This window comes from Paenibacillus jamilae (genome assembly GCF_050482105.1).
Classification (GTDB): Bacteria; Bacillota; Bacilli; order Paenibacillales; family Paenibacillaceae; genus Paenibacillus; species Paenibacillus jamilae_B.
Window position 1 is genome coordinate 293,276 of sequence record NZ_JBCNHI010000003.1, and the last position, 13,193, is coordinate 306,468.

15 protein-coding genes are annotated in these 13,193 nt (G+C 43.3%); 11 read left to right on the forward strand and 4 right to left on the reverse strand.

All coding sequences use genetic code 11. The features are described from left to right. Positions 1 to 16 precede the first annotated feature (16 nt). From ABEW32_RS02590 to ABEW32_RS02605, 4 genes are read left to right on the forward strand one after another with little or no spacing between them, the layout of a single operon-like run. Entirely contained in the window at positions 17 to 397 is a 381-nt protein-coding gene (locus tag ABEW32_RS02590) for a spore coat protein (protein WP_430184680.1), read from the forward strand. Further along, positions 394 to 1,530 (forward strand): zinc-dependent alcohol dehydrogenase, encoded by a 1,137-nt coding sequence (locus tag ABEW32_RS02595; RefSeq protein ID WP_430184424.1) that lies wholly within the window; start codon positions 394 to 396, stop codon positions 1,528 to 1,530. The genes ABEW32_RS02590 and ABEW32_RS02595 overlap by 4 nt, the downstream gene beginning before the upstream one ends. 29 nt (positions 1,531 to 1,559) lie before the next feature. Further along, positions 1,560 to 1,772 (forward strand): hypothetical protein, encoded by a 213-nt coding sequence (locus ABEW32_RS02600; RefSeq protein WP_430184426.1) that lies wholly within the window; start codon positions 1,560 to 1,562, stop codon positions 1,770 to 1,772. Then, complete coding sequence (locus tag ABEW32_RS02605; RefSeq protein WP_430184427.1) at positions 1,769 to 2,068, forward strand: spore coat protein; 300 nt, start codon at positions 1,769 to 1,771, stop codon at positions 2,066 to 2,068. The genes ABEW32_RS02600 and ABEW32_RS02605 overlap by 4 nt, the downstream gene beginning before the upstream one ends. Positions 2,069 to 2,182: 114 nt before the next feature. Here the strand turns inward: ABEW32_RS02605 and ABEW32_RS02610 are convergent, their stop codons facing one another. Continuing rightward, positions 2,183 to 3,169 carry an aldo/keto reductase gene (locus ABEW32_RS02610; protein WP_430184429.1) on the reverse strand — a complete coding sequence of 329 codons (987 nt, stop codon included), beginning with the start codon at positions 3,167 to 3,169 and terminating at the stop codon, positions 2,183 to 2,185. Positions 3,170 to 3,408: 239 nt separating this feature from the next. Here ABEW32_RS02610 and ABEW32_RS02615 point away from each other — a divergent pair, with 239 nt between their 5' ends. Further along, on the forward strand, positions 3,409 to 4,116 hold the full coding sequence (locus ABEW32_RS02615; RefSeq protein WP_430184431.1) for a phosphodiester glycosidase family protein: 708 nt from the start codon (positions 3,409 to 3,411) through the stop codon (positions 4,114 to 4,116). A 52-nt stretch (positions 4,117 to 4,168) separates the two neighbouring features. On the opposite strand, the gene ABEW32_RS02620 is transcribed toward ABEW32_RS02615, so the two are convergent. Then, positions 4,169 to 4,660, reverse strand: coding sequence for a hypothetical protein (locus ABEW32_RS02620; RefSeq protein WP_430184433.1), 492 nt, complete (start codon positions 4,658 to 4,660; stop codon positions 4,169 to 4,171). A gap of 115 nt (positions 4,661 to 4,775) precedes the next feature. Between ABEW32_RS02620 and ABEW32_RS02625 the strand changes: the two genes are divergently transcribed. Next, the gene (locus ABEW32_RS02625) at positions 4,776 to 5,957 is read left to right on the forward strand and encodes an RCC1 domain-containing protein (RefSeq protein WP_430184435.1); all 1,182 of its coding nucleotides are present in this window, start codon (positions 4,776 to 4,778) and stop codon (positions 5,955 to 5,957) included. 207 nt (positions 5,958 to 6,164) lie between these two features. Here ABEW32_RS02625 and ABEW32_RS02630 read toward each other — a convergent pair whose 3' ends face one another. Further along, on the reverse strand, positions 6,165 to 6,794 hold the full coding sequence (locus tag ABEW32_RS02630) for a YfbR-like 5'-deoxynucleotidase (RefSeq protein WP_430184437.1): 630 nt from the start codon (positions 6,792 to 6,794) through the stop codon (positions 6,165 to 6,167). Between the two features lie 166 nt (positions 6,795 to 6,960). Between ABEW32_RS02630 and ABEW32_RS02635 the strand changes: the two genes are divergently transcribed. The 5 genes from ABEW32_RS02635 (at position 6,961) to ABEW32_RS02655 (ending at position 12,030) form a co-directional block, all read left to right on the forward strand. Further along, positions 6,961 to 7,656: a response regulator transcription factor gene (locus ABEW32_RS02635; RefSeq protein ID WP_430184439.1), complete on the forward strand. Its 696-nt coding sequence runs from the start codon at positions 6,961 to 6,963 to the stop codon at positions 7,654 to 7,656. Further along, positions 7,649 to 8,653 (forward strand): sensor histidine kinase, encoded by a 1,005-nt coding sequence (locus ABEW32_RS02640; protein WP_430184441.1) that lies wholly within the window; start codon positions 7,649 to 7,651, stop codon positions 8,651 to 8,653. The genes ABEW32_RS02635 and ABEW32_RS02640 overlap by 8 nt, the downstream gene beginning before the upstream one ends. A 102-nt stretch (positions 8,654 to 8,755) precedes the next feature. Beyond that, positions 8,756 to 9,517, forward strand: a complete 762-nt coding sequence (locus tag ABEW32_RS02645) for an ABC transporter ATP-binding protein (protein ID WP_430184443.1) — start codon at positions 8,756 to 8,758, stop codon at positions 9,515 to 9,517. After that, positions 9,507 to 11,447 (forward strand): ABC transporter permease, encoded by a 1,941-nt coding sequence (locus tag ABEW32_RS02650; protein WP_430184445.1) that lies wholly within the window; start codon positions 9,507 to 9,509, stop codon positions 11,445 to 11,447. The genes ABEW32_RS02645 and ABEW32_RS02650 overlap by 11 nt, the downstream gene beginning before the upstream one ends. 199 nt (positions 11,448 to 11,646) lie before the next feature. Then, complete coding sequence (locus ABEW32_RS02655) at positions 11,647 to 12,030, forward strand: hypothetical protein (protein ID WP_430184447.1); 384 nt, start codon at positions 11,647 to 11,649, stop codon at positions 12,028 to 12,030. A gap of 85 nt (positions 12,031 to 12,115) precedes the next feature. Here the strand turns inward: ABEW32_RS02655 and ABEW32_RS02660 are convergent, their stop codons facing one another. Further along, positions 12,116 to 13,090, reverse strand: a complete 975-nt coding sequence (locus ABEW32_RS02660; protein WP_430184448.1) for an aldo/keto reductase family protein — start codon at positions 13,088 to 13,090, stop codon at positions 12,116 to 12,118. Positions 13,091 to 13,193 lie beyond the last annotated feature (103 nt).

Sequence of the window (13,193 nt, forward strand, 5' to 3'; positions counted from 1 at the left end):
GACCCAGTCGGCCAAAATGGATTATGTAGACCCAAAAAACTCATTAAATATGCCGGAAATGGCAGATATGACATTTGCAATGGATTTTCTGATTCGCGTCAAGGAAGGAGTTCGGAATACGGCAGTAGCTTTGACAGAAACCGTCTCTACCGATGCCAGAACCCTATTGCGTGATCAACTGCAACAAGGCATCGCGCTTCATCAGGAGATTACCGATCTTATGGTACGAAAAAAATGGTTCCACCCCTATGATCTGCAAAAGCAATATCAATTGGATCAACTGTCAGCCAATAAGACGGTAGACATTAGCAAGGTGAAACTGTTCCCAGACGATACTACCCGCAAAGGTATGTTTGACCGCACGCCGGACGAACATATGGGAGGAAACCAGGCATGAAGGCGGTGACCTACCAAGGTATCAAAAATGTTGTCGTTAAAGACGTTCCTGACCCACATATTCAAAAAGCCGACGATGCGATTGTCAGACTGACGACAACCGCCATTTGTGGTTCAGATTTGCACCTGATTCATGGAATGATTCCGAACTTACAAGAGAATTTTGTAATTGGGCATGAGCCGATGGGTGTTGTAGAAGAGGTCGGCCGCGGCGTGACCCACTTGAAAAAGGGAGATCGTGTAATCATCCCGTTCAACATCGCGTGCGGTGAGTGCTTTTACTGTAAAAACCAGCTGGAAAGCCAATGTGATCATTCGAATGAAAATGGAGAAATGGGTGCTTTTTTCGGCTATTCCGGAACAACCGGTGGATATCCAGGTGGACAAGCTGAATATTTACGTGTGCCTTTTGCCAACTTCACTCACTTCAAAATTCCGGAGAGTTGCGAACATTCTGATGAAAAACTTTGCCTGATCGCTGATGCCATGACCACTGCATTCTGGAGCGTCGATAACGCCGGAGTGAAGGCTGGGGATACTGTCATTGTTATTGGCTGTGGGCCTGTAGGTCTGTTGGCGCAGAAATTCGCCTGGTTCAAAGGGGCACACCGAGTGATTGCAGCAGACTATCTGGATTATCGTCTACAACACGCGAAGCGCACCAATCACGTAGAGGTCGTTAATGTGGAATCGCAAGAAAACGTCGGCAACTACCTCAAGGAGATAACCAAAGGAGGCGCGGACGTGGTTATTGACTGCTCCGGCATGAGCGGCAAAATGTCTCCACTGGAATCCTTAGCTTCCGGTCTTAAACTTCAGGGTGGAGCTTTGGGAGGCTTAGTCATAGCTACACAGGCTGTCCGCAAAGGCGGGACCATTCAAGTTACCGGAGTATATGGCGGACGATATAACGGTTTTCCTCTGGGGGACATTTTTCAGCGAAATGTTAATTTGCGTACGGGACAGGCTCCCGTTATTCACTATATGTCTTATATGTATGAACTGATAGATACGGGGAAGGTTGACCCTGGGGACGTGGTCACACACGTTATTCCACTAAGCGACGCCAAACATGGATATGAAATTTTCGATACCAGACAAGACAATTGCATCAAAGTCGTACTTAAACCTTAACTATATATTGGATTGGAGGTACATGTCGTATGGTGTATGGCCTGCACGAAACACTTGAAGTCCATGAATTGTCAGCATTCAAAACAGTGTGTCTCACCAAATCCAAAACAATGCAAGCATTGATCTCTGATCCAGTTCTCAAAGCTATTTTGCAACAGGATATTGACCTAACAGCACGGCAATTACAAGAGCTGGGTAGCGTTTTAGATCAAGCCTCGCCACCACAGGAGGTGAAACAATGAACACACTCCTGGAGCATTTGACTGGATTGAATATTTTAACAGACCAAGTGATTGCTGCCGATTTTTTAAACACCGCCAAAAGCGGTGTGAGAAATTACGCTATGGCCGTAATGGAAGCGGGAACTCCAGAAATTAAGGCTATGCTTACAAAACAACTGGATGAAGCTATCGATACACATGAGCAAATTGCAACGTACATGATTGAACGCGGCTGGTATCACCCATGGAACGTAAGCGAGCAGCTATCGATGGATTTACAAAATATCAATACTGCATTGCAAGCTCCTGTTTTGTAAAAGGATGCCTTCGGCATTATACGATGCACGTTCCTGCTGATCTATGAAATCGCTAAAGCCGTCTTTACGTCGATTCGCGTAAAGACGGCTGTAGCGTTGATCCCGTAATTCTCGTTATTCCGCTTGCCAATTTGGCATCCGCTCAGCCGGGTAACGAAGGCCCGCAGCCATTCCTTTGGGGATGATGGCGTTAATAGACTCCATTTCCTCTGCGGACAAATCCACATTCACTGCTCCTGCATTTTCCTCTAAATATGTGACCCGTTTGGTGCCGGGAATCGGTACAATTCCCTCCTGTGCAAGCAGCCAGGCCAAAGCAAGCTGAGAAGGCTTAACTCCCTTTTGAGCCGCAAGATCCTTAACATGCTGCACGAGATCCAGATTCTTTTGGAAATTCTCAGGCTGGAAACGCGGCACCGTGCGACGGAAATCATCTTCTGCAAAATCATCAAACTTCTGAATTTGCCCACTCAAAAATCCGCGTCCCAGTGGACTGTAGGCCACAAATTCGATGCCCAACTCCTTACATGTCGGTATCACTTCATCTTCCGCTTCCCTGCTCCATAAGGAGTATTCTGTCTGCAACGCTGTAATCGGGTGTACCTTGTGAGCACGTCTGATCAGTGCAGGAGACGCCTCGGATAACCCCAGATAGCGGACTTTGCCCGCTTGAACCAGCTCACTCATCGCCCCTACTGTTTCTTCAATAGGCACATTCGGATCGACCCGGTGCTGGTAGTACAAATCAATCACATCTACTCCCAGTCTTTGCAGACTGCGATCACATGCCTCTTTTACATACTCAGGACGACCGCTGACACCCAGGAATCCCCCATCCTCTCCACGCATAATGGAGAATTTGGTAGCCAACACTACCTCATTCCGGTGGCTCTGCAGGACTTGACTGATCAGCTCTTCATTTTTTCCTACACCGTAGACATCTGCTGTATCCCAGAAGTTGATCCCCAGCTCCAACGCACGCTGAAGCGTTCTAATCGATTCCTGATCATCCAACTCACCATAATACTCGGACATTCCCATGCAGCCCAGGCCCAGAGCAGATACTTGAAGGTCGCTGTTACCTAATTGCTTCTTTTCCAATTTTATCACTCCTAAATTGTCAGAATAGTTACGTATTCCCTAATGACCACGTCACACCCAGTATGTTACTACTTAAAGTTAACTTTAAGTCAAGTGGTGTCTTGTATACGCTATTTCAAATTTTTTTTAGGAAAATTTAATTTCAGGGTTGTAAGAGGCCGCTGTAAATTTCCTATATATATGAGAAACGAATTATCGCGCGAGATTCCGTTTCAAAATCATCCAATTGGAGGTTTAACATGCCAGCAAACTACTCTTACACCAAAACGTCCGATGGTTTCCATGTAATCATCACACCAGCTTCGAATATTCAAAATAAAAATATTCGAAGCCGGATCACGCAGCAAACCGATTATGGAATTAATGGAGGCTTCTTTAATCCCATCAGCACAACCAAGGCGCCGACCGAATGTTTGTCTATCGCGGTCACACCTAATAATACCCATGATACGAAGGCAAATGCCAAAGGAAACAGCCGTGGTACGGCATTTATCTACACAGATAGCAACAAAACAAAAATGGGAATTGTCCGTGCTTCAAGCGTAACGGATCTCAAAAAACAAATGGGGACTTCACTTGCGTATAAGTCTATTATTAGCGGCGGCAGCTTGTCGCTGAAGAAAGAGGAAGAAGCATGGCTTAAGGATTTAAAAGATATTGAAAAATTTGATTTGAACGGAACGTTGCGATACACCGATTCCACCGGTCGAACTGGCCTGGGCTTCAAAGTCGTAAATAATGTTTGGCAGGTCTACCTGGTCGTTCATGAAAATGCAACGCTAAAACAACTTCGCAATTATTTTATTAAACAGGATTGCTTTGAAGCCATTCTTCTGGATGGTGGAGGCTCGTCCGGTATTCAAGTCAAAAACTCTGCAGGCACTATGGTTAAGTATGAGCAAACACGTTATATCTACAACATGGTAAAACTCATTAATATCACCTAAGCCTTATGATATAACGTGCTTTTATAGGAGTAAGGAGGCCTATCGGCCTCCTCTACAAATCATCCAGCACAACAATTTCCAATGCCAGGAAAACAGGTGTTACAGGGTACACATAAGAAACTTCAATCGGTTGCCCCGCTTGTAATTGTGCTGGATTGATTAATTGCCTCCGCTGACCATCCATCTGCTTATAAATATGTGTATCTGGGATAGATATATAGACTGATTGGATAGGTTTTTCCGTTGGATCATCACTTTGGGGTAGTTCTTTAGCAAATTGAACAGGCCGTTCAAATCGGATCAAATAGTCCATGGTAGGGGCTGCTAAGGGTTGTTCTACTTCTTTTTCAATCCTTTCAATACTTTCGATCTTGGCACGCCCTGTATATACTGTTGTACTTTCCAGACGATCCAAGTCAAAAATAGATTGAACCACCGCCCCATTAGATTTGTTAACCGGCGTAGCCGATTCTTTTGTAGAACATGCAGGCAGTAAAGCTGCCGCAAGCAAGGCAAAAACAAGAGCAGAAGCTCTATTTTTCATCAGTGATCCTCCCTATCTGGTTTATAGAGTATGTTCACTGTTAAGACGTGGGCAGGAACAATTTGGTTGCTTTAATCTGTATTTATCTATTACATTCTGAAAGGTGTGCAATTATATGTTAAAAAAATTCGCTTTAACAGCTCTCGCTGCTTCAACACTTCTAGTGGGGAGCTCCATTACAGCAAGTGCCGACCCTGCAAATTACGACGATTTGCTTTCAGCAGGGACTACTAACGCTTACCTGGCTATGGAAGATGGATCTTCATTTTACGCAACGGGAAGTAACGGCAATGGCAAGCTCGGTGTAGGCGATGGCGGTGGAAATAACAAAACAAGTCCGATGCAAGCAAATGTATCTGACATCGCTATGATTGATGCTGGTGATTTGCACTCAACCTTGCTCAAAAAGGACGGAACCATCTGGTCTTGGGGTTTTGCAAGCTACGGCGAACTAGGGACAGGGAACAAGCGGGATACGGCAAGAGTCCCTGTCAAAAACAAATACATTGATCATGTTAAGGAAGTGAGAGCCGGGGGTCAGTTTACACTCGCCCTCAAAAATGACGGCACGGTGTGGGCCTACGGCGAAAATAATTTTGGCCAACTGGGCATTGGCACAAAAGGAGCTTCCGCCTTTTCCGTTAAGCCCGTTCAGGTTCAAGGCTTAGAAGATATTGTAGCCATTGACGCTGGTGATAGCTTTGGTGCGGCTCTAGACAAAAACAATCAGTTATGGGTATGGGGACGTGGCTTTGACGGCGCTCTGGGACAGGATGATAAAGAGAACCAACTTACCCCTGTTCAATATCGAATTGATGATATCAAAACCTTTACCGCTGGAGCTGACCGCATTTATGTATTAACGAATAGCGGAGAAGTATACGCTTCCGGTAGCAATACTTCTGGTAAGCTGGGGGATGGAACCTCTACCTTTAGAAGATCACCCGTATTGATCAATATTTCCGATGTAAATAGACTGAAGGCAGGTAAAACCCAAACTTTCGCGCTGAAAAATGACGGCACTCTTTGGGGCTGGGGAACCAATAATGAAGGGCAAGTAGGTGACGGGACCGATGTATTTTCGATTAAGGTCCCGACTCAGGTTGTAGATGAGATGAATACACCTCTGACCGATGTAGTCGCATTCAGTGCAGCAGGAACCCACTCCCATGCTTTGACAGCCGATGGAACAGTCTGGTCCTGGGGATTTAACAGAAATGGTGAACTGGGAATTGGCAATACCAAGCAGCAAAATGCTGCCACTAAAACCAACTTCCCTAATCCATTTTCAAAGTAAATAATATCTTTAGTATATTGTTCAAGGAATACGCATAGTCTCTTATGATTATCGAATTCAAAAGAGCAACAAGTAGCAGTTCATCGACTCTACTTGTTGCTTTTTATGTTCACATTTATGAGCTTGAGGTTCTTAATTACATCCAAACTATTGTTATGTATGAACAGAAGCGCTTCGCGGCTTCTGAAAGACGGCGAGAAAATTCATTTACAGAGCTAAAGCCTCTTCCGTGATCTTTTTAATATCAATGGATGAAGGCGTTTCTTCCTTAACCATATCTGGCAGGATATTTTCCAAAAAATATTCAACGCATTTCAAATTAATATTTTTGATTTTTACAAGCGCATTGCGATACATCACGACAAATTCCTTTTCGGTATTCCCCCGCTGAAGCTCGGCAAACGCTTCATACACCTGATCCATTTTATCTGCAACCTCTAAAATTAAACCTTCGACAGAATCATCTTTACCTTCCCTTAGCTGTTTGCGGAAGATTGCTTTAAAATCCTCGGGAATATTCTCTTCAATAAAATACTCAATCATACCTTCCTCGACCTGCTGGATTAATAGCCGGAGTTCCTTGGAGGAATGCTTAACAGGCGTTTTAATATCTCCAATAAAAATCTCCCCGTAATCATGACTGCTGGTAATCTCGTATAGCTTTTTCCAGTCAATATTGACGCCGTTTCTCTCTTCGATATCAGCTAGCGTTTTGGCATATTGTACTACTTTCCAAGAATGAGCCGATACACTATGTTCCTCAAATTTAAACTTGCCTGGACAACGAATAATTCTTTCCAACTCATTTAGCGATCGAAAATAGGTGTGAATTCCCATCCATGCATCCATCCTTTAAACGATATGACATCGTAGATATAAACCAACTATAACCCTCAACTATTAACAGCAGATTATCGCAATATCAAGTTGGCTCAACCGCATATAGCACATACACAAATTTTACTATACACTTTATATAAAAATGTAAAAAGTGGTGAAATTATTGTTCACAATCTTGCTGATTGAAGATGATGAAACTTTGTTCCATGAAATAAAGGACAGGTTAACTCAATGGGCCTATGATGTGCATGGCATCCAGGATTTTAGTAAAGTATTTCAAGAATTCACAACGATAAAGCCTGATCTGGTCGTCATTGATATTCAGTTGCCGAAATTTGATGGTTTTCACTGGTGTCGAATGATTCGATCCCACTCTAATGTCCCAATCATCTTCTTATCATCGCGGGATCATCCTACAGATATAGTGATGTCAATGCAGCTTGGAGCGGACGATTTTATCCAAAAACCCTTCCATTTTGATGTACTGATTGCAAAATTGCAGGCGACGCTTCGCCGCGTATACAATTACAATACAGAGCCCATTTCCCTCAAAACATGGTGTGGAGCCACGGTCGATTATGAAAAGAATATCGTGACCCATAAGGCTGGTTCCATCGAATTAACCAAGAACGAAATTTATATACTAAAGCTGCTGATTGAGCAAAAAAACAAAATTGTCTCTCGGGAGGAATTAATTAAAAGCCTATGGGATGATGAACGTTTTGTCAGCGATAACACCCTGACCGTCAACTTGAATCGCCTGCGAAAAAAGCTGGATGAGCTGGACTTGGGCCGTTTTATTGAAACGAAGGTGGGGCAAGGCTATATGGCCATAGAAGAGGCATCTGCCTATGATTAATAAATATTTGAAAGAAAGACGGAGCTGGATTCTACTATTTGTATGCCAACAGATGCTGATTCTCCTCATCGCATATGTGGATACGGCAATTCCGTTGGCGCCAATTCTCTATGTCGTCTTCTTATCTATGTTGGTATTCCTGGTTTTTTTGATCGTCCGCTATCCCCGAGAAACCAGGTTCTATAGGGCTTTGGAAGAATGGGAAGGTCCTCTCCAATTAACCGGCATGGGCGAACCCGATAGTCCGTTTGAGCGTATCATTGAACACAAAATTATGCACCAGACCGAACGACTACAACAGATCATCTCACAAAATCAATGGACCCTGGAACAGGAAAAGGATGAGCTATTATCCTGGATTCATGAGGTGAAAACACCTTTAACCGCTATGCATTTGATGATTGAGCGATTGGATGACAAATCCCTTAGGTCTCAGCTAACCTATGAATGGCTGCGAATTCATTTACTGCTGGACCAGCAATTGCATCAGAAGCGCATATCTTTTATTGAGAACGATTTGTATGTTGAGCAAGTAGATCTAAAATCTCTGGTTTTTAAAGAGATCAAAGCATTACAGTCATGGTGCATCCAAAAGGGGATCGGTTTTGACATCCAACTTGAGCAAATGGAAGTGCTGAGTGATGCCAAATGGCTGGCTTTTATCATCAGACAGCTCCTAACCAATGCCATCAAATATAGCGATGCCAGTGATATTATCATTCACAGCTATGAACATAAGGATCGAATACAACTTGAGGTTCAAGACTTTGGACGCGGGATTGATCCGAAGGATATACCTCGTATTTTCGAGAAAGGTTTTACATCCACCACCCAACACGCTGATCATACTTCAACAGGCATGGGGTTATATTTGACGAAAAAGGCAGCACAGTCCTTGCTCATACATATAGATGTGCACTCCCAACCGAACGCGGGTACGACCTTCACTTTGATTTTCCCCAAACGGAATGATTTCGTGAGTACGGTGAGCATGTGACAGAGATGTCACATGCTTTTATATATTGTTCGCCCAACCAAAGGAAAAACAACAGCCCAATTTTTATAATAAGGCTACAAGAACAATAAGGAGTGCATGGAAGTGAATATTTTAGAAGCTTATAAGATTCATAAAAGCTATGGCAATAAGCAAAATATGCAGGAGGTTTTGAAGGGAATAGATATCCTTATTGAAGAAGGGGAATTTGTCAGTATTATGGGAGCCTCCGGTTCAGGTAAAACTACACTGCTAAATGTCCTCTCCTCTATTGATAAAGTGAGTCACGGCTCCATTAAAATCAATGACATCGAAATGACGAAAATGAAAGAAAAACAACTGGCTGAATTCCGCAAACAGCATTTAGGCTTTATTTTTCAAGAGTATAATCTGCTGGATACGCTCACCGTGAAGGAGAATATCCTTTTGCCCCTATCTATTACCAAAACGCCTAAAAAAGAGGCCAACCGAAGATTCCAAGAGGTGGCTACAGAACTGGGGATTTATGAGCTCAAGGACAAGTATCCCAATGAAATCTCAGGCGGACAGAAACAGCGTACATCTGCGGCTAGAGCATTTATTCATGAGCCTACAATTATTTTTGCCGATGAGCCTACGGGTGCGCTTGACTCGAAATCGGCTTCCGATCTATTAAACAAGCTGGGGCAGCTGAATCAAAAGCGTAGGGCTACAATTATTATGGTTACGCATGATCCTGTTGCAGCCAGCCATTGCAGCCGAGTCATTTTTATTAAGGATGGGCAAATGTATACTCAGCTTCATAAAGGCATGCAGGATAGACATAGCTTCTTCCAGGACATCATGAAAACCCAAGCGGTCTTAGGCGGGGTTCAACATGAACATTAATCTACTTATTCTAAAAAATCTGAAAAAAAACCTGAGCAATTATTATCTTTATGTTTTTGCTCTCATTTTCAGTGTTGCGCTCTATTTCGCCTTCGTCACATTACAGTACGATCCCTCCATGGATGAAGTAAAGGGCTCTGTTAAAGGCGTAGCTTCCATACGGGCAGCTTCCGTTTTACTGGTCGCTATTGTCTGCATTTTCCTTATGTATGCTAATAATATTTTTATAAAAAGACGAAGTAAAGAAATTGGCTTATTTCAATTGATCGGGATGACTAAAAGTAAAATTTTTCGCATTCTAAGTGCTGAAAACTTTATTTTATACTTCGGTTCTCTATTCATTGGTATTGGAGTTGGGTTTTCCTTTTCCAAATTAGTGATTATGATCTTATTTAAGACGACAGGGGTTGAAGCCATTGCCACTCTATATTTCTCTAACCAAGCGCTGACTCAAACACTCACTGTTTTTGTTGTTATTTACTTGCTGATCATGGTCGTGAATTACTCTTTTATCAAGAGACAGAGTATCTTGTCCCTATTTCGAGTGACCTCCACCACCGAAGGGAAAATCAAAAAAATAACGATCTTTGAGATGATCATCGGGATCATCGGCATCTCACTTATCGCATTAGGCTACTATGTTTCCTCCAGATTATTTGGTGGAGACTTTACATCCATGAATGAATTATTTATGGCTATGGTGTTTATTTTGGGCTCTGTCATCATCGGAACATTTCTTTTTTATAAAGGGTCTATCCGCTTTATTTCCAATATCATCAGAAAAAGCAAAGGCGGCTACTTAAACATTCATGAGGTACTGTCTCTCTCATCTATCATGTTCCGCATGAAATCCAACGCTCTGTTGCTGACCATTATTACAACCGTATCGGCTCTCGCCATTGGGTTACTATCCTTAAGCTATATCACCTATTACTCTGCCGATCAAGCAGCCGAGGACAATGTACCTTCCCATTTTGCTATGACCAATGTACCGGATGCAGAGAAATTCAAGACTTTACTTCATAAGCATGATATAAAGTATCGAGAAAAGAAAATTGAAGTGATCCAAGTCAGTGTAAACACAGCGCAAATCATGGACACCCCTGTGGAAGATCTCAATGTCGATGCCGACTCCATGACACTGCCTGTCATTAGCGATCAATCTGTAGAGGGTACGGATGTGGCTCCAGGCCAGACAATTTTAACAGGCTATAATGATTTTTTACAGAAATTCATGTCCTTAAAAGACTTTGGTCCATTAGATTTGAAGGGGAAAACAGAAGTCATCCATCAACAGTATTTGGGTCTAAAAAAGGATTATGTCATTCCGTACTATTTTGCAGCCGGGGGACTACCCACTGTCATTGTGGACGAAACCATCTTTGAGCGGTTAAAGAAAGATGTAAATCCAGAGATTCAAAAGAAGTCATCCTTGTATATTGGCATTGATATGCTGGATGCAGCACAGATTGAAGAAGGCGATCGCCTCTTTGCAGCTGCGCATTTTAATGATCAACAAACATCCCGCCTTGAAATGAGCAGCGATCAGAAGAGAACTATGGGAGTGATCATGTTTGTCGTTGGCTTTTTGGGACTGACCTTCCTCATTACATCAGGCTGCATCCTTTATTTTAAGCAGATGGACGAGAGCGAAGACGAAAAGGCCAATTATACTGTGTTGAGAAAGTTAGGCTTCACCCAGAGTGACTTGCTGCGAGGCATTAAAATCAAACAGTTCTTTAACTTCGGCATTCCGTTAGTAATCGGCCTATCACACAGCTATTTCGCCGTCCAATCTGGCTGGTTCTTGTTTGGAACCGAAATTTGGATGCCTATGATCCTCGTGATGGTGCTATACACTGCCTTATACTCCATTTTCGGGGTGCTATCCATTCTGTATTATAAAAAGGTCATTAAATCTGCATTATAAGTGGCAAAAATCCCAAAAGCCCCTGGCAAAAGTGCCAGGGGCTTTTCCAAATATTTGAGCATTTTCGTTCCTGTGTGTACAATAAAATAACTATCATCGTAACCCCAAAGGGGGAGAGCTTATTTTATTATTAATCATCAATGGCATCGGCATCATAGCGAATATTATACTCGGTGCCTTTATAGGCGTGGCTATATTTATGGGAATCGTTTTTTTCCTGATTGGCTTGCCTGAGTTTAAAAAATCGCCGAAACTTACGAAAAAGGCTAAAAAAGACGTCACTTATATTATGTCAACACTATTAACTCTGCTTATATTCGTAGTTATTGTTTCTTGGAATATTCATACTTCAGGCGACCTGTTTCTTGAAGGCCCACTAACACCGCAGATGAAGCTTCTCTGGGGGCAAAAGGTATTGATTCTGGGGTTGGCAGAAGGTCTATGGGCTGTTATCACCCTAAAATGGCTGTTGCCCATCTTTTTTGATCCGGTGGATCTCAGTAAGAAGCAAATCCTTGTTTTAGTGAGCGGGATTGCATTTAGTGTGATTTCAGGGATCTATGCCATACTTGAAGCAAGCTAAAAAGTCTCGTTCTTGTCTGTTAAGGACAGGAAGAGCGAGACTTTGTTTATTGATAGCTTCCCTCTAGAGAGACTCGTGTGAATGCTTAACGCAAAGGCTCAAATCCCTCTGCTTGCTTCAGAATCTGCTCAATTTTCGCGCAGGTCTCCGGTTGCAAGGCCACCTCGACTGCTTTCACATTTTCTTCGATTTGTGCCGGTTTAGTGGCCCCAATCAGTGCAGCGCTGATCCCCGGTTCTCTTAGAATCCAGGCAAGCGCGAGTTGTGACAGGGTGACACCCAAGTCCTTCGCCAGCTGATCCAGCTCTTGAACACAGTTCAGGACGGTATCGTTCATGTAACTGCTGATGACGTTATTGACAGACGCATCAGCTCCGCGGCTACCTGTAGGTATGGGCTGTCCTGGCTTGTATTTACCTGTGAGGATGCCTTGGGCCAGAGGCGAAAATACAATTTGGCCGATGCCTACCTGCCCGGATACGGGAAGTACCTCATGCTCGATATAACGCTCGAACATATTATAGATCGGCTGGTTGGCAATCAGCGGGCGCAGATTCAGCCGTTTTCCGATACCATAGGCGTCCGTGAGCTGGGCGGCACTCCATTCACTGACCGCAGCATACAAGATTTTTCCTTGAGCCTGAAGATCATCTAGCGCCCGCAGCGTCTCTTCCAACGGAGTGTCTGGATCATAACGATGGCAAAAGTAAATGTCGATATAATCTGTGCCGAGGCGCTTCAAACTCGCCTCACATTGCTCCATAATGTGCTTGCGTGACAGTCCCCTGTCATTGGGACCGGAATCCATAGGGAAGTATACCTTGGTAGAAAGCACATAGCTCTCTCTGCGATAAGGCTTCAAAGCGGCTCCCATAGCCTTCTCGCCTTCTCCACAGTTATACGCGTTCGCGGTATCAAAGAAATTGATTCCAAGTTCCATGGCTTTCGCAATACAGGCATGAGCTGCTTCCTGTTCGGCGGCTGTACCGTACGTCAACCAGCTCCCCAGACCGATTTCACTAATTTTAAGACCGCTGTTGCCTACATTTCTATATCTCATATCTACTCCTTCTTTCCTAAGAAGCTCGCATTTTTATATATTTTAGCATGTAAACCCTTTCATTAAAACAAATAATAAAGGACTCATGGAGTTACATGAAGAA

Bases quoted from the DNA above. Each gene is read 5' to 3' on its own strand.
- ABEW32_RS02615 (WP_430184431.1), top strand. From the start codon at position 3,409: ATGCCAGCAAACTACTCTTACACCAAAACGTCCGATGGTTTCCATGTA.
- ABEW32_RS02620 (WP_430184433.1), bottom strand. From the start codon at position 4,660: ATGAAAAATAGAGCTTCTGCTCTTGTTTTTGCCTTGCTTGCGGCAGCT.
- ABEW32_RS02640 (WP_430184441.1), top strand. From the start codon at position 7,649: ATGATTAATAAATATTTGAAAGAAAGACGGAGCTGGATTCTACTATTT.
- ABEW32_RS02590 (WP_430184680.1), top strand. From the start codon at position 17: ATGGATTATGTAGACCCAAAAAACTCATTAAATATGCCGGAAATGGCA.
- ABEW32_RS02660 (WP_430184448.1), bottom strand. From the start codon at position 13,090: ATGAGATATAGAAATGTAGGCAACAGCGGTCTTAAAATTAGTGAAATC.
- ABEW32_RS02625 (WP_430184435.1), top strand. From the start codon at position 4,776: ATGTTAAAAAAATTCGCTTTAACAGCTCTCGCTGCTTCAACACTTCTA.
- ABEW32_RS02595 (WP_430184424.1), top strand. From the start codon at position 394: ATGAAGGCGGTGACCTACCAAGGTATCAAAAATGTTGTCGTTAAAGAC.
- ABEW32_RS02600 (WP_430184426.1), top strand. From the start codon at position 1,560: ATGGTGTATGGCCTGCACGAAACACTTGAAGTCCATGAATTGTCAGCA.
- ABEW32_RS02655 (WP_430184447.1), top strand. From the start codon at position 11,647: ATGGGAATCGTTTTTTTCCTGATTGGCTTGCCTGAGTTTAAAAAATCG.
- ABEW32_RS02650 (WP_430184445.1), top strand. From the start codon at position 9,507: ATGAACATTAATCTACTTATTCTAAAAAATCTGAAAAAAAACCTGAGC.
- ABEW32_RS02630 (WP_430184437.1), bottom strand. From the start codon at position 6,794: ATGGGAATTCACACCTATTTTCGATCGCTAAATGAGTTGGAAAGAATT.
- ABEW32_RS02605 (WP_430184427.1), top strand. From the start codon at position 1,769: ATGAACACACTCCTGGAGCATTTGACTGGATTGAATATTTTAACAGAC.